Source organism: Streptomyces sp. NRRL F-5630 (genome assembly GCF_000719475.1).
GTDB lineage: Bacteria > Actinomycetota > Actinomycetes > Streptomycetales > Streptomycetaceae > Streptomyces.
Window position 1 is genome coordinate 80,082 of the sequence record NZ_JOGO01000008.1, and the last position, 24,639, is coordinate 104,720.

19 protein-coding genes are annotated in these 24,639 nt (G+C 72.1%); 7 read left to right on the forward strand and 12 right to left on the reverse strand.

Annotated features, from left to right (window positions below; genetic code table 11):
- Positions 1–36 precede the first annotated feature (36 nt).
- On the reverse strand, positions 37–1,077 hold the full coding sequence (locus IF99_RS0106235; protein WP_199806459.1) for a LacI family DNA-binding transcriptional regulator: 1,041 nt from the start codon (positions 1,075–1,077) through the stop codon (positions 37–39).
- Between the two features lie 193 nt (positions 1,078–1,270).
- On the opposite strand from IF99_RS0106235, the gene IF99_RS0106240 reads away from it, so the two are divergent.
- On the forward strand, positions 1,271–3,988 hold the full coding sequence (locus IF99_RS0106240) for a glycoside hydrolase family 2 (protein WP_030995335.1): 2,718 nt from the start codon (positions 1,271–1,273) through the stop codon (positions 3,986–3,988).
- A 157-nt stretch (positions 3,989–4,145) separates the two neighbouring features.
- Here the strand turns inward: IF99_RS0106240 and IF99_RS0106245 are convergent, their stop codons facing one another.
- From IF99_RS0106245 to IF99_RS0106265, 5 genes are all read right to left on the reverse strand, one after another.
- Complete coding sequence (locus tag IF99_RS0106245; protein ID WP_030995336.1) at positions 4,146–5,612, reverse strand: GH1 family beta-glucosidase; 1,467 nt, start codon at positions 5,610–5,612, stop codon at positions 4,146–4,148.
- A gap of 42 nt (positions 5,613–5,654) precedes the next feature.
- Complete coding sequence (locus IF99_RS0106250) at positions 5,655–6,575, reverse strand: carbohydrate ABC transporter permease (protein ID WP_030995337.1); 921 nt, start codon at positions 6,573–6,575, stop codon at positions 5,655–5,657.
- A gap of 14 nt (positions 6,576–6,589) precedes the next feature.
- Positions 6,590–7,585, reverse strand: coding sequence for a carbohydrate ABC transporter permease (locus IF99_RS0106255; RefSeq protein ID WP_030995338.1), 996 nt, complete (start codon positions 7,583–7,585; stop codon positions 6,590–6,592).
- Between the two features lie 86 nt (positions 7,586–7,671).
- Positions 7,672–8,991, reverse strand: a complete 1,320-nt coding sequence (locus IF99_RS0106260; protein ID WP_030995339.1) for an extracellular solute-binding protein — start codon at positions 8,989–8,991, stop codon at positions 7,672–7,674.
- Between the two features lie 843 nt (positions 8,992–9,834).
- The gene (locus tag IF99_RS0106265) at positions 9,835–10,059 is read right to left on the reverse strand and encodes a hypothetical protein (protein ID WP_030995340.1); all 225 of its coding nucleotides are present in this window, start codon (positions 10,057–10,059) and stop codon (positions 9,835–9,837) included.
- 359 nt (positions 10,060–10,418) lie between these two features.
- Here IF99_RS0106265 and IF99_RS0106270 point away from each other — a divergent pair, with 359 nt between their 5' ends.
- Positions 10,419–11,450 (forward strand): lactonase family protein, encoded by a 1,032-nt coding sequence (locus IF99_RS0106270; protein ID WP_030995341.1) that lies wholly within the window; start codon positions 10,419–10,421, stop codon positions 11,448–11,450.
- 148 nt (positions 11,451–11,598) lie between these two features.
- Here the strand turns inward: IF99_RS0106270 and IF99_RS0106275 are convergent, their stop codons facing one another.
- Together IF99_RS0106275 and IF99_RS0106280 are read right to left on the reverse strand one after the other, a co-directional pair.
- Complete coding sequence (locus tag IF99_RS0106275; protein ID WP_199806460.1) at positions 11,599–12,537, reverse strand: sirohydrochlorin chelatase; 939 nt, start codon at positions 12,535–12,537, stop codon at positions 11,599–11,601.
- 165 nt (positions 12,538–12,702) lie between these two features.
- A complete protein-coding gene (locus IF99_RS0106280) occupies positions 12,703–13,689 on the reverse strand; it encodes an N-acetylglucosamine kinase (RefSeq protein WP_030995343.1) in 987 nt (328 codons plus the stop codon).
- A gap of 133 nt (positions 13,690–13,822) precedes the next feature.
- Between IF99_RS0106280 and IF99_RS0106285 the strand changes: the two genes are divergently transcribed.
- Positions 13,823–14,500, forward strand: a complete 678-nt coding sequence (locus IF99_RS0106285) for a uracil-DNA glycosylase (RefSeq protein WP_107048940.1) — start codon at positions 13,823–13,825, stop codon at positions 14,498–14,500.
- Between the two features lie 66 nt (positions 14,501–14,566).
- On the opposite strand, the gene IF99_RS0106290 is transcribed toward IF99_RS0106285, so the two are convergent.
- The 4 genes from IF99_RS0106290 to IF99_RS34715 form a co-directional block, all read right to left on the reverse strand.
- Positions 14,567–15,868, reverse strand: coding sequence for a glycoside hydrolase family 125 protein (locus IF99_RS0106290; RefSeq protein ID WP_030995345.1), 1,302 nt, complete (start codon positions 15,866–15,868; stop codon positions 14,567–14,569).
- Between the two features lie 191 nt (positions 15,869–16,059).
- Positions 16,060–17,100, reverse strand: a complete 1,041-nt coding sequence (locus IF99_RS0106295) for a LacI family DNA-binding transcriptional regulator (RefSeq protein ID WP_030995346.1) — start codon at positions 17,098–17,100, stop codon at positions 16,060–16,062.
- Positions 17,101–17,144: 44 nt separating this feature from the next.
- The gene (locus tag IF99_RS34710; protein ID WP_030995347.1) at positions 17,145–18,071 is read right to left on the reverse strand and encodes an ROK family protein; all 927 of its coding nucleotides are present in this window, start codon (positions 18,069–18,071) and stop codon (positions 17,145–17,147) included.
- Positions 18,068–19,786 carry a class I mannose-6-phosphate isomerase gene (locus tag IF99_RS34715; protein ID WP_030995348.1) on the reverse strand — a complete coding sequence of 573 codons (1,719 nt, stop codon included), beginning with the start codon at positions 19,784–19,786 and terminating at the stop codon, positions 18,068–18,070. Before IF99_RS34715 ends, IF99_RS34710 begins: the two co-directional genes overlap by 4 nt.
- Positions 19,787–20,081: 295 nt before the next feature.
- Here IF99_RS34715 and IF99_RS0106310 point away from each other — a divergent pair, with 295 nt between their 5' ends.
- From IF99_RS0106310 to IF99_RS0106325, 4 genes are all read left to right on the forward strand, one after another.
- The gene (locus IF99_RS0106310; protein WP_030995349.1) at positions 20,082–21,395 is read left to right on the forward strand and encodes an ABC transporter substrate-binding protein; all 1,314 of its coding nucleotides are present in this window, start codon (positions 20,082–20,084) and stop codon (positions 21,393–21,395) included.
- Positions 21,392–22,351: a carbohydrate ABC transporter permease gene (locus IF99_RS0106315; protein WP_030995350.1), complete on the forward strand. Its 960-nt coding sequence runs from the start codon at positions 21,392–21,394 to the stop codon at positions 22,349–22,351. Before IF99_RS0106310 ends, IF99_RS0106315 begins: the two co-directional genes overlap by 4 nt.
- Positions 22,348–23,169, forward strand: a complete 822-nt coding sequence (locus IF99_RS0106320; protein WP_030995351.1) for a carbohydrate ABC transporter permease — start codon at positions 22,348–22,350, stop codon at positions 23,167–23,169. The genes IF99_RS0106315 and IF99_RS0106320 overlap by 4 nt, the downstream gene beginning before the upstream one ends.
- A 146-nt stretch (positions 23,170–23,315) precedes the next feature.
- The gene (locus IF99_RS0106325; protein ID WP_078655003.1) at positions 23,316–24,578 is read left to right on the forward strand and encodes a glycoside hydrolase family 76 protein; all 1,263 of its coding nucleotides are present in this window, start codon (positions 23,316–23,318) and stop codon (positions 24,576–24,578) included.
- Positions 24,579–24,639: the final 61 nt, after the last annotated feature.

Sequence of the window (24,639 nt, forward strand, 5' to 3'; positions counted from 1 at the left end):
AAGGCGCCCCCGCCGGGGTGTTCGGCGACGCGGGCCTCAGCGCCGTCCGAGTGTGCTCTCGCGCTCCAGGAGGCGGAAGGGGGCGAGGACGGAGGGCTGCTGCTCGGGCGGCGCGTCCCCGTCCCCGTTCACGCGCCGCGCCGCCGCCCGCTCCAAGGAGCTGACCAGCGAGGACACCGCGAGCCGGGCGATCGCCTTCTTGTCGGGCGAGATCGTCGTGAGCGTCACGGCGCCGTACCGCGACTCCGGCACGTCGTCGAATCCGACGACCGCCACGTCCCACGGGACCCGCAGGCCCCGCTCGTGCAGCACCCGCATCGCGCCCACCGCTACCAGATCGTTGTAGGCGAACACCGCGTCAGGCCGCATCCCCGAGTCGAGAAGCCGCGCCATCCCCTCGGCCCCGTCCCCCCGGTCCCAGCCCCCCGTGGGGGCCGCGAGCCGCTCCCCGCCGTCGAGCCCGGCCGCCCTCAGCTCCTCCCGCCAGCCCTGGAGCCGCAGTTGGGCGGGCCTGTTCGGGGAATCGGTACGGGCCCCGAGGAAGGCGATCCGCGTCCGGCCGAGCCGGATGAGGTGCCGCACCGCGCTACGGGCCGCCGCGACGTTGTCGATCGCGATGTGCGGGTACGGCAGCGCGTACTCCCGCTCCCCGAGCAGCACGAGGGGTACGTCGTCCGTCCGGGCCGACAGGTCCTCCGGCTCCAGTTCCAGCGGCGAGAGGATCAGCCCGTCGATGACCCGTGCCCGGAAGCCCTGGCTGACCAGGACCTCCCGCTCGCGCTCGCCCCGGGTGTGGTCGAGCAGCACCGTCAGCTCGTGCTCGGCCGCCGCGTCGATCACCTCCCCCGCCAACTCGGCGAAATAGGGATTGCCCAGCTCGGGGACCGCGAGCGCGATGATCCCCGTCCGCCCCTTGCGCAGGTTGCGGGCGGTCAGATTGGGGCGGTACCCCAGTTCGTCGATGGCCCGCTGGACCCGCTCCCGCATGGCCGGCGTGACGTGCTCGTAGTGATTGACCACGTTCGAGACGGTCTTGATCGACACGCCCGCCAGTTGCGCGACGTCCTTGAGGCTCACCCGCACGAAAACCCCTCCGCTTCACTCCGCGTCCCGGCGCCCGGGCGCGTCTGTCATGACCCTGGACAGTAGGCGAGAGGGCGTGCTCTCATGCCAACTGCCGTTCCTTGCAACGTTGTACAGACTGGAACGGCGAGCCGCCACCCTTCCTCGACATGACATCGCGGGACCTTGCGCCAAGGCCCCCGTGGCAATGCCTCACGGCAAGAAGGAGGAGCACGTGCGCAACCGCAGCAGATTCTCCCCGGCAGGGGGCGTGGGACGCCCCCTCGCCCTGTGCGCCGCCGCGCTGCTGGGCCTCGCGGGACTCACCGCGACACCCACCGCCAGCGCCTCGGACACCGGGAGCACCCGCCCCGCGGCAGGCACCCTCACCCCCCACCCCGCCGCCCACGAACCCGGCACCGTGGAGCCGTCGGAGCTGCACGGCCTCCGGGGCGACTACTACACCCAGTCCGCCCCGGGCGCCTTCGACTTCGACCAGCTCAAGGCCACCGCCTTCGACCCCTCGCTCGACTTCGACAGCCTGGAGTCCCGCCTGCAACAGGCCACCGGCCGGTCCGACGACGTCAGCGTCCGCTGGACGGGCCGCCTCGTCCCCGGCGAGAGCGGCGAGCACACCTTCCAGATCAAGGGCGACAACGGTTTCCGGCTCTGGATCGGCGACACGCTCGTCATCGACCACTGGGTCGACGACTGGGACAAGGAACAGGTCTCCCAGCCCGTCACCCTGGAGGCGGGCAAGGCGTACGACCTCAAGCTGGAGTACTTCGAGCACGAGGGCGGCTCGAACCTCCACTTCTCCTGGACCCCGCCGGGCGGCACCCAGGCCCCCGTCCCGCAGTCCGCCTTCCGCACCCCCGAGGACTGGTCCTACGACGGCGCCACCTCGGCGACCGTCACCAGCACCGGCCGCACCCTCGCACTCGGCTTCCCGCGCTCCCTCGCCACCCCGCCGAGCACCGTCGCCAAGCACCTCAGCGCCAACATCGGCGGCGCCGACTGGCCCCTCGGCACCGTCCGCAAGGACCCCGCCGACCCCGCGAAACTCCTCGTGACGCTCAAGGAACCCGTCGTCGGCGCGGGCGGCTCCGTCGACGTGCGCTACGACGGCCAGGGCGGCCTGCGCACGAAGGGCGCCGACGGCTCCACCATCGGCGCTTTCTGGGCGGGCGGCGCCAACGAGTCCACGTACCAGCTCAGCACCCGCTGGGCCAAGGACGTCGGCCCGAAGAACGCGCACCCCGAGTACCCGCGCCCCCAGCTCACCCGCGACCGCTGGCAGAACCTCAACGGCACCTGGCAGTTCGCGGCGGCCAAGGAGGGCGAGGCCCCGCCAATCGGCAAGAACCTCGCCGAACGCGTCCTCGTCCCCTACCCCGTCGAGTCGCAACTCTCCGGCATCGAGCGCCACGAGGACCGCATGTGGTATCGGCGCACCTTCACCGTGCCGGCGAACTGGAAGGTCGGCCACGACCAGCGGCTCCAGCTCAACTTCGACGCCGTCGACTGGCAGGCCGACGTCTGGGTCAACGGCAAGAAGGTGACCAGCCACAAGGGCGGCTACGACCGCTTCTCCGCCGACGTCACCGACGCGCTCAAGCCGGGACGCACGCAGGAACTGGTCGTCGGCGTCCACGACCCGACCGACGCGAAGAGCGGCGAGAACCCGCCCGTCGGCAAGCAGCGCCTCGACCCCAGCGGCATCTGGTACACGCCCAGCTCCGGCATCTGGCAGACCGTCTGGATGGAACCCGTCGCGGCCGAGCACGCCGACGCGCTCACGCTCACGCCCGACGTCGGCAACAAGCGCCTCGCCGTCGACGTCGCCGCCACCCGCGCGGGGCTCCCCGTGACCGCGACCGCCTACGACGGCAAGCGCAAGGTCGCCACCGTCCACGGCCGCACCGGCACGACCCTCCGCCTCCCCGTCAAGAACCCGCACCTGTGGTCACCCGACGACCCCCACCTCTACCGCCTGGAGGTCACCACCGGGAACGACCGCGTCGGCAGCTACTTCGGTATGCGGGACATCGCCGTCCAGAACGTGAACGGCACCCCGCGCACCGTGCTCAACGGCAAGCCCGTCTTCATGATGGCCACGCTCGACCAGGGCTTCTGGCCCGACGGCCTCCACACCGCGCCCACCGACGAGGCCCTCAAGTACGACCTCGTCCAGCACAAGAACCTCGGGTTCAACTCCGTGCGCAAGCACATCAAGGTCGAACCCGACCGCTGGTTCTACTGGGCCGACAAGCTCGGTCTCCTCGTGTGGCAGGACATGCCGGCCATGTCCGCCGTCCCCGACGAAGCGAGCGAGAAGGCCCAGTACGAGCACGAGATGAAGCGGATGATCGACCAGCACGCGAGCAGCCCCTCGGTCATCATGTGGGTCACCTTCAACGAGGGCTGGGGACAGTACGACCAGGCCCGCGTCGCCGACCAGGCGAAGAAGTGGGACCCCAGCCGCCTCGTCAACAACATGAGCGGCCTCAACTGCTGCGGCGCCGTCGACGGCGGCAACGGCGACATCGCCGACGCGCACGGCTACCCCAGCCCGGCCCTCCCGGCGCCCGACGGCAAACGCGCGCTCGTCAGCGGCGAGTTCGGCGGTCTCGGCCTCGCCGTACCGGGCCACGCCTGGCCGGTCCAGCAGAGCTACATCGGCGTCGAGAAGGAGGCGTACACCGACGAGTACCTCAAGAAGGTCGACGAGGTCCACGCCCTCGCCTGCAAGGGCGGCAACGGCTCCGTCTACACGCAGATCGCCGACGTCGAGGGCGAACTGAACGGCATCATGACCTACGACCGCTCCGTCATGAAGGCAGACGTCGGCAAGGTCCGCGCCGCCCAGCGCGCCCTGATCGACGACGCCTCGCGGGACACGGTACGGGGGTGCCCGGCGAGCTGAGCACGGCGCCGGGCCCGTACGGATGATCCCGTACCGGCCCGGCGCACACGGAGAAGGAGCGGGCGGCGCCCCCACGCGATGCCCGCCCCTTCCCGGGAGTGGGCGGCGACCCCCACGGCGCCTGCCCACTCCGTCCCGGCCCCCCGGCCCGGTGGCCTCAGCCCGGCAGCCCGCCGCGCCGGATCACCTCCGCGTACCAGTGGGCGCTCGCCTTCGGGATGCGCCGCTGCGAGGCGTAGTCCACGTACACCGCGCCGAAGCGCTTCGCGTACCCGTAGGACCACTCGAAGTTGTCGAGCAGCGACCACAGGAAGTACCCGCGCACGTCCGCGCCGTCCGCGAGCGCCTGCCGCACCGCCTCCAGGTGGGAGTGCAGGTACGCGATGCGCTCGGGGTCCTCGACCCGGCCCTCGGGCGAGACGTAGTCGTCGAAGGCCGCGCCGTTCTCGGTCACCATGAGCGGCAACTCGGGGTGCGTCGCGTGCAGTTCGGTGAGCAGGGTGTGCAGGCCCGAGGCGTCGACCGCCCAGTTCATCGCCGTGCGCTCACCCGGGGCCAGGTGGAAGGCGACGTCCTCGGAACCGGTCCACGGCGAGTGGTCGCTCGCCCCGTGCCCGTCGTCGCGCGCGTCGCCCGTGCCGTCCGAGGCGGAGACGATCGTCGGCGTGTAGTAGTTGACGCCGAGCACGTCGAACGGCGTCGCGATGGTCTCCAGGTCACCGGGCCTCACGAGCTCGTCCCAGTCCACGAGCGGTGCGGTGCGCCGGCGCAGGTCCTCCGGGTAGCCGCCGTCGAGCAGCGGGCCGGTGAAGATCCGGTTGCCCACCTCGTCGATCCGCCGCGCCGCGTCCGCGTCCTCGGGGCTCGTCGTGAGCGGGCGCACCTGGTGCAGATTGAGCGTGATCGAGGTCTGCGCCTCCGCGGGGAGCAGCCCGCGCAGCACCTGGACGCCCTTGCCGTGCGCCAGGTTGAGGTGGTGCGCCGCGCGCAGCGTCGCCGCCGGCTCCGTACGGCCCGGGGCGTGCACCCCCGAGCCGTAACCGAGGAACGCCGAGCACCACGGCTCGTTGAGCGTCGTCCACATCGGCACGCGGTCGCCGAGCGCCCCCGCGACGAGCGCCGCGTAGTCCGCGAAGCGCTCGGCCGTGTCGCGCAGCGGCCAGCCGCCCGCGTCCTCCAGCTCCTGCGGGAGATCCCAGTGGTAGAGCGTCGCCACCGGCGTGATCCCGGCCTCCAGGAGCGAGTCCACCAGCCGCCGGTAGAAGTCGAGCCCCCGCTCGACGGCCGGGCCGCGGCCCGTGGGCTGCACGCGCGACCAGGAGAGGGAGAAGCGGTAGGCGCCGAGGCCCAGCTCCTTCATCAGCGCGACGTCCTCGCGGTAGCGGTGGTAGTGGTCCGCCGCGATGTCACCGGTGTCGCCGTTGCGCACCTTGCCGGGGGTGTGACTGAAGGTGTCCCAGATCGACGGGGTCCGGCCGTGCAGCGTCGCGGCCCCCTCCACCTGGTACGAAGCGGTCGCGGCACCCCACAGGAAACCGGTGGGGAAGCCGGTGGGGGACGAGGAGGACGAGGCGCCGGGCGCGGCATCCGGCCGAGAGGAGGACTCGGGTCGTACAGCGGTCATATGAGAGCGCTCCCATGAAGTGAAGGGGAAGGAAGGAAAAGCTCAGCCCTTGACCGCGCCGGCCATGATGCCGCCCACGATCTGCTTGCCGAAGACGATGAACACCACGATGAGCGGCAGGGTGCTGATGAGCGCGCCCGCCATCACGATCGACTGATCGGGGGTGTACGAGGCGCTGAGCTGGCCCAGCGCCACCTGGACCGTCGGATTGGACTGGTTGAGCGCGAGGAACGGCCAGAAGAAGTCGTTCCACGCCTGCACGAAGGTCAGCATGCCGAGCACCATCATGGCGGGCCGCGCGGCCGGCAGGACGACACTGCGCACGATGCGCAGGTTGTTCGCGCCGTCCACCTTGGCGGCCTCGATCAGCTCGTACGGCAGCGCCTCGATGAGGTACTGCCGCATGAAGAAGACGCCGAAGGCGCTCACGAGCGTCGGGAAGATGACGGAGGGGAGCTTTCCGCCCCAGCCGATGTCCGACATGATCATGAACAGCGGGACGACGCTGAGCTGCGGCGGGATGGTGAGCGTCGCGATCACCGCGGTCATGAGGACCCCGCGCCCGCGGAAGCGCAGCTTGGCGAAGGCGTACCCGGCCAGGGTGCAGAAGAACAGCGTCGCCGCGGTGATGCAGCCCGCGACGATGAGGGTGTTCACGAGCGCCTTGCCGAGGCTGGCCTGCTCCCAGGCCGCCTGGAGGTTGTGCCACAGGCGGCCGCCCGGCAGGAACGGCGGCGGGCTGTCGAGCACCCGCTGCTGATCGTGCGAGGCGGCCACCAGCGTCCAGTACAGCGGGAAGACGGAGAGCAGGCCGACCACCGCGAGAGCGATGTACGTGAACGGGCCGCCGCGCAACTGCTCACCGGCGCCGATGCGGAAGCGGCTTCGGCCGGACGTCTTCGGTCCGGGGGCCGCGGGGTCCGTGGCGGCGAGCACGGAAGGAGTGGGTGTGGTCGTGGTCATGGGTTCGCTCCCTCTCAGCCCGCGCTCTTGCGCAGGAAGCGGCCGATCAGCCACTGGATCAGCGCGATCAGCAGCAGCAGGGCGAGCATCGACCAGGCCACGGCGGCGGCCGGGCCGAGGTGGCCGAGCTTCCAGCCGTAGTTGTAGAGATAGATGCTCAGCGTCTCGTACTGGTGCTCGCTGCCTCCGGTGGCACCGAGTGTGCCGCCCTCCAGGAGCAGCGGCTCCCCGAAGAGCTGCATCGAGCCGATCGTCGAGATGACGATGGTGAAGAGGATCGTCGGCCGCAGCGAGGGGATCGTCACCTTGCGGAACTGCTGCCAGCGCGAGGCCCCGTCGATCGACGCCGCCTCGTAGAGGTCGGCGGGCACGGCCTGCATCGCGGCGAGGTAGATGAGCGCGTTGTAGCCGGTCCAGCGCCAGATGACGATGACCGAGATGGCGATCTTCGAAGTCCAGTGCCCGTTGGCCCAGTTGGTGTCGCCCAGTCCGACGAAGTGCAGCAGGTAGTTGAGCAGACCGCCGTCGGGGCGGAAGACGAGCGCGAAGACCAGCGCGGCGGTGGCCACCGAGGTCGCGTACGGGGTGAGGATCACCGTGCGCCAGAACGTCGAGGCGCGCAGCCGGTAGTTGAGCAGGTGGGCGAGGCCGAGCGCCACGAGGAGCTGTGGCACGGTCGAGATGACACCGATGATGAAGGTGTTCGCGACCGCGTCCCAGAACTCGCTGTCGCCCAGGACGCGCTGGAAGTTGTCGAGCCCGATCCAGGTGGACTGGTCGAGCCCGGTCAGCTCGACGCGGTGCAGCGCGATCCAGCCGGTGTAGAGCAGCGGGTAGAGACCGAAGGCGGCGAAGACGAGGAAGAACGGGGCGATGTAGGCGTACGGCGACGCCTTGTCGTCCAGGCGCCACAGCCGGCTGCGCAGCCGGCGGCGTGCCTCGGCGCGTGCCTCGTCCCCCGCCGGGGGCGGGGGAGTGGCGGACGGCCTGGTGGGGGTGGAGGTGGCCACGGTTGTCCTTTCCTTCCAGGACGGACGGACGGGGAAAGGGATGCCCGGGGTGGCCCGCCGGCGCGCGGGCCACCCCGGGCGCACCGTCAGCCGATCGACTTGTCGATGGTCTCGGTGGCCGCCTTCCAGGCGTCGGCGGGCTTGGTGCCGCGCTGCTCCATGTTGTTGATCTGCTTCGAGATCTCGTCCTTGATCGAGGCGTCCTTCGCGCCGAGGACGGCCTCGGGGATCGCCTGGGCCTCGGCCGCGTAGATCTCACCGATCGGTGCGTTGTTGAAGTACGGCAGCGTCGCGGTCTTCACGTCCGGGAGGTCGTACGCCTTCTTGTTGGACGGGAAGATGCCGACCGCCTTGAAGGTCTTCGCCTGCTGCTCGGGAGCGGTCAGCCACTTGACGAGCGCCGTGGCCTCCTTGACGTGCTTGCCGCCCTTCGGAACGCTCAGGAAGGAACCGCCCCAGTTGGCGGCCGTGTCACCGGGCGACTTGGCGATGTCCCACTTGCCCTTGAAGGCGTCCCCTGAGTTGGTCGAGATCTGCGCGGCCATCCACGCGGGGCAGGCCACCGTCGCGATCGTGCCCTTGCGCAGCGCGTTCGTCCACGGGTCCTGGAACTGCGCGAGGCCCTGGCTCAGCTTCTTGTCGGCGACCTCGGCGGCGAGCTTCCAGCCCTGCTTGACGCTGGCGCTGTCCTTGTAGATCGCCTTGCCGCTCTTGTCGTAGTACTGCTCGGCGTTCGAGGAGACGACGGCGTTGAACATGGCGCTCGCGGAGTCCATGAAGTACGTGCCCGCGGGCGCCTTCTTCTTGTACTCCTGACCGAGCTTGATGTAGTCCTCCCAGCCGCCTGCGACGGCCTTGGCCACCGTCTCGCGGTCGTCGGGCAGCCCCGCCTTCTCGAAGAGGTCGCGGCGGTAGCACAGGGACATCGGGCCGATGTCGGTGCCGGCGCCGATCACCGCGCCGTCCTTCGTGGTGGCCTGCTTCTCCTTCCAGGAGACCCAGTCGCCCACGTTGATCGACTTGCTGAGGTCGACGAACTTGTCCGCCTGGGTGTCCGTGACCTCCTTGACGCGCCCGACCTCGACCCCGACGACGTCACCGAGACCACTGTTGCTGTTGAGCTGCTGGAGCAGCTTCGGGTAGTAGTCCGCCTCGTTCGCGGTGGTGTCTTCCTTGACCGTGATGTTCGGGTGGAGCTTGTGGTACTCGTCGAAGAGCTTCGCCTCCTTGTACCCGAACTGGCCGTAATCGGCGACGGTCAGGGTGATCGATCCGTCGGACGCCTTGTCCGAGGAGTCGGAGTCGTCGCTGCAACCGGTCAGTACGAGGGCGCAGGCCGTCAGGGTCGTGGTCGCGAGGACCACGCTCTTCCTGGCGCGGCCGGGGGCCGTTCGGGTAATGCGCATTCCACTACTCCTAGTTCCGGCAACGGTGCCGGGTCGAGAAAGCGGCGTGTGGGAGCGGGTGGTGAAGCGGTGCCGCTCAGGCCGGTGGGGCTGCGCGCATGCGTGCGACGGCCTGAGGAACGCTCCCACGCCCGACGTGGGAGCGTTCCCACGTGATGCCGGAAGGTTGCTGCCTGGGCTGGCGGCCTGTCAAGAGATGAAGTCGGTTCTGTTGCCGGCGTATGTCGTACGCGAGGCCGATACGGGCCCCGTGACGGCGGTGCGGGGCCGCCCGAGGTGTGAAAAGCCCAGTTCACGCCGCGCGTTGAGCCCCATGGCCTCGCTTTGGTAGCTGTGGGGTCACGAAGAGGCCACGTTCAGGACCTGACAGTTGGGAACGGTGACCTGGGCGGGGCAGGGGGGCCGGGACCGGTGCGAGGGTGGCCGCACAAGGCCGTGCGGGGCCGCGGCATTCGCGAGTGCGACCGACGGGGGTGGCTTCCGGGAGTGAACGGATCGCGGAGGGCGGTGATTGCCCGAAGCGGCTGCCCCGGCGCCGCTCGGTGAAGGCTCGAAGGGCCTTTGCCGAAGTGAACGGGAGCGACGGGCCGTTCGGGCTCTGGTTCCTGGGGGCGAGGAGATCGCCCACCGAGCTGCCAGACGACCGATTGCCTCGCGGATACGTGGCGCTCCGGCCCTCTCTAGCGAGAGTCCCGCCGGGGGACGTCCAGCCGGACGCCGTGCGTCTCGTCGCGCACGGGGGGTGAGTCCGCCGGGCGTCGCTCACGTCGGAGGCGTACGGGGCGCCGGAGGGCGTTCGTCGTCGAGCGGCCGTGTGCGGGCGGCGGTGGGTGGTACGGCGGGTCAGCGGGTGCCGCGGCCTGTCGTCGCGGGCGGCTGAGGCGCGGAGAGGGTGGGGCGCTCGTCCGCCGCGTCGGGGACCTTCAGCATCACGAGCCTGCGGGCGGCGCCGTTCCTGCGGCGCAGGCCGCGGTGGGTGTGCCGGGCGAGGACGAGGCCGAGTGCCAGCGAGGCGAGGAGCCATGCCCCGAGGACGACGAGGATCACGCCGAGAAGAGTCACGGCCATCGCCGCCTTTCCGTCGTAGAGGCCCGAGCGGCATCCGTACCCGTCGTGTGACCGCTGAGGGGTGGTCGTACACCTGTGCTGTACGGGAAACAGTATGCCCTTGACAGCCGCTCAGGCGGAGAGCCGGTTGTGGGGAGGGATTGTGTGCGGACCCTGCCGAAGTGCCGGGGGCGCCCGCACGACTCCCGCGCCCCCGGTTGGACCCGGAGCCACCGGGGCCTCGCCGAGGGGCATCCTCCCCCAGAAGGACGGGCCCCGGCCCCGCCCCGCCACCAGCGCCGACCCCCGTCCGCCCGGCTGCTACCGTCGCCCGGGGCGTCCCGGAGGGGGGTGCCCGCCGGGCGCGGAGGGGTGGAGCAGTGGACGGTACGTGGGCCGGGCGGGCGTACATCGGGTCATACACGGCAGGGGGTGGCCAGGGCATCACGCGCGCCGAGGTGGACGCGGCCACCGGGGCGCTCACCCCGCGGAGCGTCACCGGGACGGTGCCCGACCCCTCGTTCCTCGCGCTCGACGCGGCGGGGGAGCGGCTCTACGCGGTCAGCGAGACGACCGAGGGGGCCGCCGTCGCGCTCGACCTCACGGCGGGCGCGCCCACGCCGCTCGGCCCGCCCGTTCCCGTACGCGGGGAAGGTCCCACGCACCTGTGTCTGTACGACGGGCACCTCCTGACCGCGAACTACAACTCTGGTAGCGTCTCGGCGCTCCCCGTCCGCGCCGACGGGCGTCTCGGTCCCGTCTCGGGCGTCCTCACGCACAAGGGCTCGGGGCCGCACCCGCAGCGCCAGCAGGAGCCGCACGCCCACCAGGTGCTGCCCGACCCCTCGGGCCGCTGGGCCGTCACCGTGGACCTCGGCACCGACTCGGTGCGCGTGCTGAAGCTCGTGGACGGCGCGCCGGTCGTGCACCGCGAGTTCGCGCTGCGCCCCGGCTCGGGCCCCCGGCACCTCGTCTTCCACCCGGACGGGGGACACCTCTACGTCCTCAACGAGCTGTCACCCACCCTCACGGTGTGCCGCTGGGACGCCGGGGCGGGCACGCTCAAGGCGGTCATGGAGAGCGCGCTGCTGCCGCTCGCGCCGCGGGGCGACGCCTACGGCTCGGGGGTGCGGGTCTCGCCCGACGGGCGCTGGCTGTGGGCCGCCGTGCGCGGTGAGGACGTCGTCTCGGTCTTCGCGCTCGTGGGCGACGAGGCCCGCCTCGTGACGACCGTCCCCTGCGGCGGCGCCTGGCCGCGCGACCTCGCCGTGCACCCCAGCGGTCGCTTCCTCTACACGGCCAACGAACACAGCGGCAATGTCACCTGGTTCGCCGTCGATCCCGGCACCGGGGTGCCGGAAAGGACCGGCTCCGTCGCCGTGCCCGCCGCCTCCTGCGTCGTCTTCGCCTGAGGCCGGCCTTCTCCACCGGGCCCGCACGGGCCCGGGCCCGCACGCCGCGCAGGGCCCGCTCCGGCACGTACGCACGCCGGGAGCGGGCCCTGCGGGATGAGCACGCGGCGGCGACGGGCGGACGGCGGACGGGTGGCCCCGCGGCGGGTCAGCGCTGCGGGAAGCCCTGGGCGCGGGCCTGGCCGATGCCCAGCGCCTCCGTGTACTTGTCGACGACGAGCTTGCCGATCGCCGGGTAGGCGCCGAGCGGCTCGGCCGCCGGGCACTCGGCCTCCTCGGCCGCGCTCCCCAGCAGTCCTTCGTCCAGCTCGGGGCCCACGAGGTAGGGGGCCAGCGCGAGTTGCGTCGCCCCGGCCTCGCGCAGCTCGGCCGCCTTCGCGGCGATCGCGCCCTCCTGGTCGAGCGCGGCGGCCATGACGGGCACGGCGAGCCGCGCGGCGAGCAGCATGCCGGTGATCCCGGCCGCCTGCACGGCCTCCTCCCCGCCCACCGTGGCGAGGATGATCCCGTCGGCGGCCGTGGCGACGGTGAACAGCCGTGCCCGGTCGGCGCGCGCGAGACCGGCCTCGGAGAGGCGCACGTGCAGGGCTTCGGCGAGCAGCGGGTGCGGGCCGAGCACCGCGGTCAGCTCGGCGACCGCGCGGCTGTCGTTCACGGCCTGCCGCACCCGGCGCAGGAGCGCGCTGTCGGGCCCGGCCAGCAGCGGCACCACGACGGCGGCGGGACCGTCGTCGGCGGGCACGTCGACGCCCGCCTCGGCGGCCCGCGCGCGGCGCTCGGCGCGCTGCGCGGAGACGTGCGCGAGCACGGCACTCAGCTGCGGGTACTCGGCCTGGACCGGGTCGGTCTCCTCGCTGTCGAGGTAGCCGACGTGCGCGTCGAGGCCGGGCAGCTCGGAACGGGCGATGCTCGTGACCTCGTCCGCCAGTTGCCGGACCTCCTTGCCCGGGGTCCCGGGCACGGCCAGGACGAGGGCGGGGGCGTTGTCGGGCGCCACCACCGGTTCGGGGCGGCGGTGCCGTCCCGACTGGCGCGGACGGGGCATGCGGACGGGCAGGCCGGATGCGGGCCCAGAGGGGGTGCTCATGGCGCCGCATGGTACTGGTTTCCACCGGCTCGTCGTTCGGGCAGGGGGAGCGTGCGCGGTATCCGTCCGTATTTTTCCGGTCGGTACGGGAACGGGCCGGTGTCCCGCGCTTTCTCCCCCCGTCCCAGACGTCGCCGAGCCCCCACGGGCACCGCCCGGCACGACTCAGCCGGACACCCGGCGCACCGTCAGGTGCGCCTCGTCCAGCGGCAGTCGGAGCCCGTCACCGGCGAGCGCCCGGGCAAGCAGGACGGCACCGTCCAGCGGATCGCCCGCCGCCGGCACTCGCGCCGCGTCCGGCAGGACGCGCGCCAGTTCCGTGGCGAGGGGGCCGAGCAGCGGCGCCCCCATCCGGAACAGGCCCCCGGTGAGCGCGACGACGCCGTCCGCCGGGCAGACCGCCGCGGCGGAGGCCGCGATGTGGCCCGCCGCGTCGCGCAGCACCCCGGCGGCGAGCGGGTCCCCGTCCTCGTCCGCGGCGGCGGCGACCTGCGGCGCGAAGGAGGCGAGGACGGCCGCCCGGTCGGTACGCGGGTACAGCAGCGCGGGCAGCCCCGGCAGCGCGCCGAACCGCGCCTCGGCCCTGCGCCTCAGTGCCGCCGAGCCCCCGGGCCGCCCGTCGAGCGCCCGCAGCGCCGCGTCGAGCCCGGCCCGCCCGATCCACGCCCCGCTCCCCGCGTCCCCGAGCAGGTGGCCCCAGCCGTCGGCGCGGTGCCAGGCCCGCAGGTCGGTGCCGAGCGCGATCATCCCCGTACCGGCGGCGACGACGGCACCCGCCCGCTGCCCGAGCGCGCCCGCGTAGGCCGTCGCCGCGTCCGATGCGAGTCCCAGCACCGGCAGCCCGAGCGCCTCGGAGAGCGCCCCGGGAAGCACGGCCCGCAGGTCGGCGCCGAGCGTCGCCATCCCCGCCGCGCCCACCACGAGCGCGGCGGGCCGCGCCCCCTCGGGCAGCGCGCCGCGCACGGCGGGCAGGAGCTGTTCGAGCAGGTGCGCCGCCGAGATCCCCTCGGCCCCCGTCCGTACGGGCACGCGCGAGACGAGCACCCTCGGCTCCCGGTACGGGCCGCCCGCCACCGCGAAGCGCACCCCGGAACCGCCCGAGTCCACGCCCACCACGACGGGCTCACGGCCAGCGGTGTCGTACGGCGGCATGAGCGGGTCTCCTCGGGCTCACGGGACGGGGCGGGCGGCAGCCTAGCCCTCCGTGCCTCGGCCCGCTCACCCCGGGGGAGCCGGGCGCGGGCCGGGATTGGGACGTACGTCACTGCGCCGATAGAGTGACACCGTGCCAGCACAACCCTTGAACGAAGTGGTCGAAGCGGGCTGGGCCGAGGCCCTCGCCCCTGTCGCCGGGCGGATCGCCGCCATGGGGGACTTCCTGCGCGGCGAGATCGCGGCGGGGCGCACGTACCTCCCCGCGGGGAAGAACGTCCTGCGCGCCTTCCAGCAGCCGCTGGACGAGGTCAAGGTACTGATCGTCGGTCAGGACCCGTACCCGACGCCCGGTATGGCGATCGGCCTGAGCTTCGCCGTCGCCCCCGACGTGCGGCGTCTGCCGGGCTCGCTGGTCAACATCTACCGCGAGCTCCAGGCCGACCTCGGTGTCCCGCAGCCCTCCAACGGCGACCTCACTCCGTGGACCAGGCAGGGCGTGCTGCTCCTCAACAGGGCGCTCACGACCGCCCCCGGCAACCCGGCCGCCCACCGCGGCAAGGGCTGGGAGGAGGTCACCGAGCAGGCGATCCGCGCCCTCGTCGCGCGCGGCAAGCCCCTCGTCTCGATCCTGTGGGGCCGCGACGCCCGCAACCTGCGCCCGCACCTCGGCGACTACCCCGCCATCGAATCGGCCCACCCCTCACCGATGTCCGCCGATCGCGGCTTCTTCGGCTCCCGCCCCTTCAGCCGTGCCAACGACCTGCTCCTCAAGCAGGGCGCGCAGCCGGTGGACTGGCGACTGCCGTAGCGCCGGGAGCGGCGCCGAGGACGTGACCCGCCGGGCGCGGTGCGGACACCGCGCCCGGCACCGCTGTCACGCGGGGGCCCACAGGTGCCGGGAGCCGAGCCCGGCGACGTCGAGGGCGAGTTCGGCGTACATGGCGTTGGCCCAGGAGAACCAGGGGCGGGTGAAGCGCCGCGGGTCGTCCTTGTGGAACGACTCGTGCATCTGGCCCGTCCCCGCGTCGGTCGCGAGGAGGGTGTTCAGGGCCGTGTACCCCTCCGCACGGTCGGTGCTGGTCAGCCCTTGTACGGCGATCGCGATGGGCCAGATGTGCCCGTCGGGGGTGTGCGGGCTGCCGATGCCCTCGGCGGCCGCTCCCCGGTGCCAGGTGGGGTTCGCGGACGAGAGGACGAACCCGCGGGTGGCGAGGTAGACGGGGTCCGTGGCCGGGATGTTCGCGACGAGGGGCAGGGAGAGCAGGCCCGGCATGTTGGCGTCGTCCATGAGGAGTGTGTTGCCGTGGCCGTCCACCTCGTAGGCGTAGATCACGCCGTGCTCGGGGTGGTGGACGGTGCCGTGGCGCAGGACGGCGGTACGCAGCTCCGATGCCAACTGGGCCGCTCCTTCGGCGAGTTGCGTGTCGTCGGTGAGGCGGGCCAGTTCGGCGGTTCCGTCGAGGGCGGCGGCGGCACACAGGTTCGCGGGAATGTTGTAGCCGTAGGCGCACGCGTCGTCGCTGGGCCGGAACCCGCTCCAGGTCATCCCGGTCCGGGCGACGGGCGTGCCGCGTCCCGCGTTCGGCAGGGTGTCGCTCGGCGGGCAGTTCCGGCGGAGGAAGCGGTACGTGGAGCGGTCTTCGTGGTCCTGCTCCGTGCGCCAGATCTCGATGGCGGTGCGGGCCGTCCGGAGAGTGGCGGCGACGTGGTCGGTGCGCCCGGTCGCCGCCCAGAAGCGACGGGCGAGGAGGAGCGGGAAGGCGAGGGAGTCGACCTCGTACTTCGCCTCCCACACCCACGGGTCCTCGCACAGGTCGTCCGGGTCGTGGGCGCGCCCGGACGGTTCGGCGTTGAAGGCGTTGGCGTAGGGATTGCGGGCGATCTGCTGGAACTGGCGGCGCAGCACGGCGAGTACGAGGTCCTGCAAGGGCGCGTTGTCCTCCAGGAGCGCGAGGTAGGGCATCAGCTGTGTCGAGGAGTCGCGCAGCCACATGGCGGGGATGTCGCCGGTGACGACGAAGGCGGTGCCGTCGGGCATGGGCCGGATGGTGCGGGCGAGGGTGTCGTCGAGGCAGCGCGTCAGCGTCCGGCCGAGGCGCGGGTCGCCGAGGTCGTCGAGCCGTCGTACCGCCCGCTGGACGATCGGGTGGTCCTGGACGCTGGTGGGGAAGCGCATGGGCGGGCCTTTCGGCGGTCGGGCGGAAGGGCTGGGGCGCGGAAGTCCGCACGGGGTCGGGCATACGTGCACGGGGCGGCACACGTACAGGGGGCATGGCATACGTACCTGCGGCACGGCATACGCGAGGCCGTCGTCCGCCGAAGCCGAAGCCGAAGCCGCACCCGGACCTGGCCCCGGCCCCGAAGGTGTCAGCAGTCCTCGTGCGAGCGCTCCGGCACGCCCCCGGCAGCCGTCCCATGCCGGACGACCCGGGTCGGGACGGTGACGCGTCGGGAGGGCGGCGGAGCCGTATCGCCTTGTTCGAGGCGGTCGATGAGCAGACGCGCGGCCTGGCGGCCCACCTCGTCGGCGTCGTAGGAGACGAGCGTGAGCGGCAGGCCGAGGACGTCGGACAGGTCGAAGTCGTCGAAGCCGGCGACGGGCAGGGTGCGGCCCGTCTTGTAGAGGGCGCGGATGGCGCCCTGGCTGAGGCGGTTGTTGGTGCAGAACAGGGCGGTGGGCGGGGCGGGCAGGTCCAGGAGTTCGAGGGTGGCTCGTTCGGCTGTCGCGGAGTCGACGAGGCCCTGGCGGATGAGGGCGTTGTCCGGGGCGACGCCGACCTCCTCGTGCGCGGCCCAGAACCCGCGCAGGCGTTCGGCGCCGGTGTAGAGCGCGGGCGGGTTGCCGAGGAAGGCGACGCGGGTGTGTCCCTCGGTCAGGAGGCAGGCGGTCGCTTCGCGCGCGCCGTGGAAGTCCTCGACGAGGACGCAGTCCGTGTCGATCCCGGCGGGCGGCCTCGCGGCCAGGACGACGGGGACGTGGCGCATGGCGGCAGCCAGGTGGTGCTGGCGGCTGCCCGCCGGGACCACGATCAGTCCTTCGACCTGGTGGTCGACGAGGTCGTCGATGAGTTCGGGCTCCCGGTCGGCCTGTTCGCCCGAGTTGCTGAGGAGCATGCGGAAGCCGTACCGCGTGGCGACTTCCTGGACGCCGAGGGCGAGGCGTGAGTAGAAGGGGTTGGCGAGATTGGTGACGACCAGGCCGATCATTCCGCTGCCGCCGAGGCGCAGGCTCCGCGCGGTCTGGTTGCGGCGGTAGCCGAGGCGGTCGACGGCGGCGAAGACCCGTTCCCGGGTCGCCTGCGACACGCCGGGGTCGTTCTTGAGCACGCGTGACACGGTCATGGCGCTGACCTGTGCGAGCTTGCCGACGTCCTGCATGGTCGGCCCGCTGCCCCGGCGAGCGGTCATGCCCCTGCCCCTTTCGCTGCCTGCCTGGTCCGGCACGCTGGTCGTCATGTCGCGTTCCGCGCCCAGTGGGCGGCCCCGATCAGCGGGGCGGCCTCGGGCTGTCGCGCCGGCGACACCGGTATGTCCGGTCCGCCGGCCGAGGCGAGCCCCGCGGTGAACGCGGGGTGGATCAGCTGCCACGACCGGGCCATGGAGCCGCCGACGACGACCGCGGTGGCCTCGAAGCGGTCGATCCACGGCGCCAGCGCCTGGCCGAGTGCGTCGAAAGCGTAGCGGAAGGTCAGGGCCGCGGCGGCGTCGCCCTTCTCGGCGCGCACCGCTATCTCGTGGACGTCGGGGGTCCCTCGCCCGTCCGGCGCGGGGGAGAGGCGTTCGTAGTGGGCGCGGATGCCCCGGCGCGACACGGTGTTCTCCAAAGGGCCGCCGTGGACGCGCAGATGGTGCACGTGTCCGCTCGGCGGGACTGCCGGGCCGGTGTGGACCGGGCGGCCGAGGGAGAGGAACGAGGAGCCCACGCCCGTGCCGAGGGTCAGGCACACGACGCGGTCGCGGCCCGCCGCGGCGCCCGCTCTGTGCTCGCCGATGGCGAACGCGTCGGCGTCGTTGAGGAAGCGCAGCCGCCGCGCACGTCCTGCCAGCCGCTCGCGCAGGCCGCGGCCGACGTCCACGCCGTGGAGGGACTCGAACTTGCCCACGCCGGTGAAGCGGCCGACGCCGGTGGCGTAGTCGAAGGGGCCGGGCATCGCCACGCCCCAGCAGGGATCGTGCCGGGTGGGCAGGGCGGACGCCGCCTCGGCGATGGTGTCGAGGACGGCGTCGGCCCCGTCGTGCGCGCCCAGGGGCAGCCGGATCACGGCGGAGGGTGCGGGGCGATCCGCGCCGACGTCGACGAGCGCGGCCGTGACATGGGTGCCGCCCACGTCGAGGACCGGGACGGGCGCCGGGGGCCGCCCCGCGGGAACCGTCGTCACGCGTCGACCACCAGGGCCTTGACGACCCGCACCTCGGCGTCGCCCAGCGCGCGGACGCGGTAGGGGCCGACGGCGGCGGGGATCGTGAGGGTCTCGGCGAAGGCGAGGGAGTGGGTGGCGCCGTCGCCGTACTCGATGACGGCACCGGCCCCCGCGGCCACGTTGAGGATGTGGAAGCGGCCCGCGGTGTCGTCGGGCAGGGCCGCGCCCGGAGCCACGACATGACGGTGCACCGCGTAGAACATCTCGGGCAGCGCGCCGATGACCTCCTCGCGCCAGCCCTCGCCCGCGCGCGAGGTACGCGGCTCCTGCACGAGGTCCTTGGTGACGTCCTCGCCGCGCCGCGCGGTGTCCAGGTTGGCGAACCCGTGCTCGTACGGCAGGGGCCGGGACGCTCCGGTGGCGTCCTTGCGGAGCCAGTCGTACAGCCGCAGGGAGTACAGGTAGGGGGTGGCGCTGACCTCGAGGACGAGGTTGCCCGCGCCGGACGCGTGCGGGGTGCCCGCCGGGATCATGAACAGCTGCCCGGGTGTCGACGGGTGTGACTGGACGTGTTCCTCGACGGGCATCGGGGTGGCGTCGGCGATGGCCTCCTCCACCTGGCGCCGCATGGTGTCGAGGTCCGCCTCCGCGGTGAGGCCGAGCAGCACGCGGGCGCCCTCGTCGCAGGCCGTGACGTAGTACGTCTCGTGCTGGGTGTAGGGCCAGCCGAAGACCTCCCGCATGTACCGCTCCCGCGGGTGCAGGTGCAGGGACAGGTTGCCGCCGCCCATGGTGTCCAGGTAGTCGAACCGGATCGGGAAGGAGGTGCCGAACCGGCAGTGCACGTCCTCGCCGAGCATGTCCTCGGGGTGTCCGGCGCACAGCAATTGGAAGGGGATCTCGACCTGGGGGCCGTCCTTCTCGCCGACGACGACACCGGCCTCGGGCGCTATCAGCTCGTAGCCGAGGGCGGTGTTGCCCGCCTGCGGAGTGAAACCGAGTTCGCCGGCCGCCCATTGGCCGCCCCACGGCGTCGAGTTGAAGTACGGGCGCGTGCGCACGGGCCCGCGGGTCAGCCGCGCGAGCGTGCCGCGCAGCGCGGCCCCCTCCAGTGAGGCGGGGCGGGCCGGTTCCTGCACGTCGATCCAGCGGTCGACGCGTGCGGCGATCGCGTCCCGGTGCCGGTCGAGCACGGGCCAGTCGGTGTAGAAGAGGCGGACCAGGTCGCCGGCTTCGCCCGGACGCCCCAGGTTGGCGCCGACCGGCAGCGCGCGCTGGGCCACCGCCGCTTCGGCGTACCGCTTCGGCAGGTCCGCGTACCAGAGCAGGTCCGGGCCGCACAGCGCGGCGCCCGGCCCGAAGGCCACCGTCACCGCGGTGCCCGTCGGCCGTTCGGCCCGCGGTACCGCGTCGAAGAGGTCCGCGACGTCCCCGCGCGACAGCGGGGTGAAGAACGGGTCGTCGGCGGGGACGGGCTCGGCCGCTATCCGCTCGTGGGCCGCCGGCGCGTAGTGGTCACGGACATCGAGCAGCCGCACGTCGCGGCCCGCGGAGCGCACGGCTGCCGCGAGGCCCTCGGCCAGCGCGGCCCAGTCGAGCGCGGCCGGTCCGTCGACGGCCAGGACGAAGGGTCCTGACGGCAGCGCGGAGACCGCAGCGGGCCAGCCGGCGACCACCTCTCCGGCGGCCGGCGGGTAGGTGGGGAGGGGGTCGTACGTACGGGGCGCGGGCACAGGTGCTCCTTCATGGGCTGCGAGGCGAGCGAGTTAACGATAACAATGCCTGGCCGAAGGTGTCCATGGTCGATCCGTCACTCCTCCGCCTGAACGAAATGGCTATGACCTGCGGCAATTCTGCGTCAGTCTCTTGAGCCGCATTCTTTTCGGCGTGAAGTCTTGCTACCGCAGGAATGGTGTCGTTAACCTCCACGCAACACACACCGGGCAGCTCCCCTGTTCCACCGGCGTCGTAAGCGCCCCGTGATGCACATCCAGCCATACAGGTGGCCCGCTTCCGTGAAGGTGATCCATGTCAGCATCGGGCAGGACCAGCAGTACGGCCGTACCGCTCGCCCGGCGCCGCTTCCTCGCGGGGGCGGCCGCCGGTGCGGCCGCTCTGGCCGCGGGAGGCTGCGCCCGGGGCGTGAGCACGTCCGCACAGCCGGGAACCACGAGCATTTCCAACGACAACGCCACCTGGGACGAGGGCTACCGCTCGGCGGGCCGTGAGCTGGAGAAGATCACCGGCTACACGCTCAGGCCGCTGTCGAACCCGTCGGTCACCTCGTACCAGCAGGTCGTGCAGATGACCCTGCAGACCTCGAAGTCCTCCGACCTCGTCAAGTGGGCCTCCGGATACCAGCTCAAGCGGCTGGCGCGGGCCGGAGGGCTCACCGACCTGTCCCGCGTCTTCGCGCGGTACGCGGCCAAGGGGTGGGTGCGCCGCACCTCGCGCGACGCCGTCTCCTACCGGGGCGCGGCGTACGGCATCCCGCTGTACGAGTCGTACTACGTGCTCTTCTACAGCAAGCCGGTGTTCGCCGGGCTCGGCCTCTCCGCCCCCACCGACTGGGACGGGCTGCTGCACTGCGCCGAGGTCCTGAAACGCCACAAGATCACGCCGTTCCTCGCCAGCCAGGTGGGCGGCTGGCCCGCGATCGAGTGGTTCCAGGAACTGGTCAGCAAGGTCGACCCGGACTTCTACCGCCGCCTGGTGGCCGGTGAGGCCTCCTACACCGACGAGCCAGCCCGCCGGGCGATGGACCTCTGGCAGGACTTCATGCGCAAGGGCTGGATGACACCGCCCGACTTCGACCAGGCACGCGGCCCCGGCGCGCTGAAGGAGGGCACGGTCGGCATGTTCCTGCACGGCACCTGGCAGGCGTCCGGCATGTCGGCGGCGGGGATGAAGCCGGGCACCGGGTACGGCGCCTTCATCCTCCCGACGGTGCGTACCTCGACCCCGAAGAGCGTCATCGCCGAGTCGGGTGTGTTCGCTGTGCCCAGCCGCGCCTCCTCGCACGACGCGGCGATGGCGAACGTCGGGGCCTGGCTCGACCCGTCGGTGCAGCGGGTGTGGAGCGACTTCCTGGAGGACAGCTCCGCCAACCCGACTGTGCGCTCCAGCAACCCGGTGGTGGCCGGGCTCCAGCGGGACGTCGCCCGCAACCGCCGCACCACCCTTGTCCGTTACTGGGAGGCCAGCCCGCCGAGCCTCATTCAGGGCAACACCAACGACCTCGGCGGCTTCATGGCCGGGCAGACCTCTCCCGCCACCACACTGCGCCGGATGGAAGAACGCGCGCGGAGCGAATGGGCGGCCTGGAAGCGAGACGAAGCATGAGTACTTCTCTGACCGAGCAACGCCCGCCGAGCCCGCCCGGCGGACCTGCCACGCCCCGGCGCACGACCGTCCGCCCTCCCCGGGCGCACACCTGGGCGGGGGCGCGTGAACGCCTCGCGGCCGGCGGGTTCATGGCCCCGGCCGTCCTCCTGGTCACGCTGTTCCTGCTGGCCCCGTTCGTGTGGACCGTCTACCGCAGCTTCTTCAGCGACTCCCGGACCGCGCCGTTCAGCTGGTTCGACAACTACACGCTGTTCGCCTCCGACCCGGCCCTGTCCCGCTCCATCCAGAACACCCTGATGTGGGTGGTGGGGACGGTCGCGCTCCCGTTCGTGCTCGGACTCGCCATCGCCTGCATGACCAACGCGAGCCGCCTCTCCCGGCTGGCCCGGCTCTGCGTCGTGCTGCCGTACGCGCTCTCAGGGTCCGCCGTGGCCGTGGTGTGGAACTTCATGCTCACCACCGACGGCGCCGTCAACCAGGTCCTCAACGGTGTCGGGCTCGACTCGCTGGCCCAGGGCTGGCTGCTCACCTGGCCCGGCAACACCCTCGTGATGATCCTCGCCAACGCCTGGCAGGCCACCGGCGTCGCCGTCATCCTCTTCCTCGTCGGACTGCAGTCCATCCCGCCCGAGACGCTGGAGGCCGGTGCGCTGGACGGCGCGGGCGGCTGGCAGCAGTTCCGCCACATCGTCCTGCCGCAGCTCCGGCCGGTGTCGATCATCGTGATCGGCATGAGCCTGGTCAACGGCCTCAAGTCGTTCGACCTGATCTGGGTGCTCACCCAGGGCGGCCCCGGACGGGCCACCGAGACGCTCGCCGTCTCCATGTACAACGAGACCTTCCTCGAACTGCGGCCCGGCGCGGGAGCGGCGATCGCGGTCGTCCTCACCATGATCGTCCTGGCCGCCTCCTGGCTCTACCTGCGCCGCCAGCTCGACGTGAAAGGCGGATGACGATGTCCTTCGGCCGCGTTCTGCGCAACACCACGCTCGTGGTACTCGCCCTGCTGTGGCTCGTCCCCACCTGGCTCCTGGTCGTCAACGCACTTGTGCCCGCCGCGAGTTACTCCGGCAGTCCGCACTGGCTGCCCCAGGACTTCGGGCTCTTCGACAACATGTCGCAGGCCTGGGAGAAGGCCAACCTGGGCCCGGCGTTCGGCAACAGCCTCCTCTACTCCGTGGTCAGCGCCCTGGCCGCCGCGGTGCTCGCCGGGTTCGCCGCCTTCGCGACGGTCATCATGCCGGTCAAACGCCAGGCATGGTGGTTCTGGGTGATCTACTCCGGCACCCTGCTGCCCCTCCAGGTCTTCCTCCGCCCCCTGTTCCTGTCCTACGCGCACACCTCGCTCTACGACACCCAGCTCGGACTGGTGCTGATCTACACGGCGATCGCGGTCCCGTTCGCGTTCTTCGTCATGCGCAACTACGCGCTGACCCTGCCCCGGGAGGTCGTCGAGGCCGCGCGCATGGACGGCGCGTCCTGGTGGCGGGTGTTCTGGCAGATCCACGTCCCGCTGACCCGGTCCGCCATGATCGCCGTGTTCGTCTTCCAGTTCGTGGCCGTCTGGAACGACCTCATGTTCGGCATCACCATGGTCACGAGCCGCAACATCCGGCCCGTCATGGCCGCCCTCGCCGACCTCCAGGGCAACTACTCCAACGTCGGACCGCCCATCGTCCTCGCCGGCGCCCTCCTGGTCTCGCTCCCCACCGTGGTGCTGTTCTTCTGCGCCCAGCGCTTCTTCGTCAGCAGCCTGAAGATCCATCGCTGAGCCCGCAGTCTCCCCGCACGGCTGAGCCGTCCGTACGGCTGAGCCGCCCCCTCCCGGCAGGGCTGAGCCGTACGCCCTCCCTCCTCCACCGCCGAGCCGTACCCGCCTTCTCTCAACTCCCCGACCGTTCGCGAAGGGCACCCCTCATGCTGCGCTCGCTGCTCACCCGTGCCACCGCCCCCGTCCTCTGCGCGGGGCTGCTCTGGACCGCTGCCCCCGCCCACGCCCAGAGCCCCGACCGGGTCCGCCCCGTCCCCTCCGGCACCTGGGCCGCCCGCGCCACCGACACCTATCGAGCCCTGCAGACACACCTGTACGAGGGTGACGACCAGCACGGCCTCTACCTGGAGCACACACCCCGCCAGGACGGCGACCCCGCCCACTCCTTCCTCTGGCCGTTCCGCGAGGCCGCGCAGGCGGCCGTCGACATGCAGCACCTGCCGCGCACCGGCGCCGCCTACCGGCAGGACGCGGCCGACCGCTTCGACACCGCCGAGCTGTACCACACCTCCGGCGAGCGGCCGGGCTACGCGTCGTACCTCCCGGCCCCGCTCGGCACCGGCGGCGACGTGTACTACGACGACAACGCCGTCGTGGCCCTGACCCAGCTCGACCAGTACGAGGCCACAGGCGACGCACGCTTCCTCGACCGGGCGGAGCAGGTCATCCCCGTCGTCTCCCGCGCCTGGGACGGCGACACCGGCAAGAGCTGCGCGGGCGGCATGGACTGGTACGACTCACCCGCCAACACCATCCGCGCCACCAACGTCACCGCCTTGTCCGCCCAACTCGCCGCACGCCTCTACGCGCACACCCACGACCGTACGTACCTCACCAAGGCGCGGCAGTGGTACGGCTGGGTGTACTCCTGCATGCGCAAGGCGCCCGGCCTGTACATCAACGACCGCGGCGACGACGGCAGCGTCAACGAGACCCTGTGGACCTACAACTCGGGCGCGATGATCGGCACCGCCACCGCCCTCTACCGCGGTACCGGGGACGCCCGGTACCTGAAGAGGGCAGTGGAGGACGCGCGCGGCTCCCTCGCCCACTGGACCGAGGGCAGCCGTCTGCACGACCAGCCGGCCGTGTTCAACGCCTTCTACTTCAAGGACCTGCTCGACCTGGACTCCGTACACCCCGACCCGGCCTACCTGAAGGCCATGAGCGCGTACGCGGACAGCACGTACAAGTCCAACCGCGACACCACCACCGGCCTGTTCCGCTTCCAGCCGTCCAACGGCGGCGACTACGACCCGCAGGCGCCGGCCGCGACCCTCAACCAGTCGGCGATGGTCCAGATCTTCGCCACCCTCGCCGAAGCGACCGGCCCCGGAGCGGCCCGCCCTGAGGTGAGCCGCCCCGAAGCGACCCGCCCCGAAACAGCCGACCACCGCGCCACCTCCTGACGCGGCGACCCGGACCACCGCACCCGCACCACCGCACCCGCCCGACGCAAAGGACCCTCAC

Excerpts from the sequence above, each read along its gene's own strand:
- IF99_RS0106240 (WP_030995335.1), top strand. The coding sequence starts at position 1,271 with ATGCCTCACGGCAAGAAGGAGGAGCACGTGCGCAACCGCAGCAGATTC.
- IF99_RS0106245 (WP_030995336.1), bottom strand. The coding sequence starts at position 5,612 with ATGACCGCTGTACGACCCGAGTCCTCCTCTCGGCCGGATGCCGCGCCC.
- IF99_RS0106250 (WP_030995337.1), bottom strand. The coding sequence starts at position 6,575 with ATGACCACGACCACACCCACTCCTTCCGTGCTCGCCGCCACGGACCCC.
- IF99_RS0106260 (WP_030995339.1), bottom strand. The coding sequence starts at position 8,991 with ATGCGCATTACCCGAACGGCCCCCGGCCGCGCCAGGAAGAGCGTGGTC.
- IF99_RS0106265 (WP_030995340.1), bottom strand. The coding sequence starts at position 10,059 with ATGGCCGTGACTCTTCTCGGCGTGATCCTCGTCGTCCTCGGGGCATGG.
- IF99_RS0106275 (WP_199806460.1), bottom strand. The coding sequence starts at position 12,537 with ATGAGCACCCCCTCTGGGCCCGCATCCGGCCTGCCCGTCCGCATGCCC.
- IF99_RS0106280 (WP_030995343.1), bottom strand. The coding sequence starts at position 13,689 with ATGCCGCCGTACGACACCGCTGGCCGTGAGCCCGTCGTGGTGGGCGTG.
- IF99_RS0106290 (WP_030995345.1), bottom strand. The coding sequence starts at position 15,868 with ATGCGCTTCCCCACCAGCGTCCAGGACCACCCGATCGTCCAGCGGGCG.
- IF99_RS0106295 (WP_030995346.1), bottom strand. The coding sequence starts at position 17,100 with ATGACCGCTCGCCGGGGCAGCGGGCCGACCATGCAGGACGTCGGCAAG.
- IF99_RS0106310 (WP_030995349.1), top strand. The coding sequence starts at position 20,082 with ATGTCAGCATCGGGCAGGACCAGCAGTACGGCCGTACCGCTCGCCCGG.
- IF99_RS0106315 (WP_030995350.1), top strand. The coding sequence starts at position 21,392 with ATGAGTACTTCTCTGACCGAGCAACGCCCGCCGAGCCCGCCCGGCGGA.
- IF99_RS0106320 (WP_030995351.1), top strand. The coding sequence starts at position 22,348 with ATGACGATGTCCTTCGGCCGCGTTCTGCGCAACACCACGCTCGTGGTA.
- IF99_RS0106325 (WP_078655003.1), top strand. The coding sequence starts at position 23,316 with ATGCTGCGCTCGCTGCTCACCCGTGCCACCGCCCCCGTCCTCTGCGCG.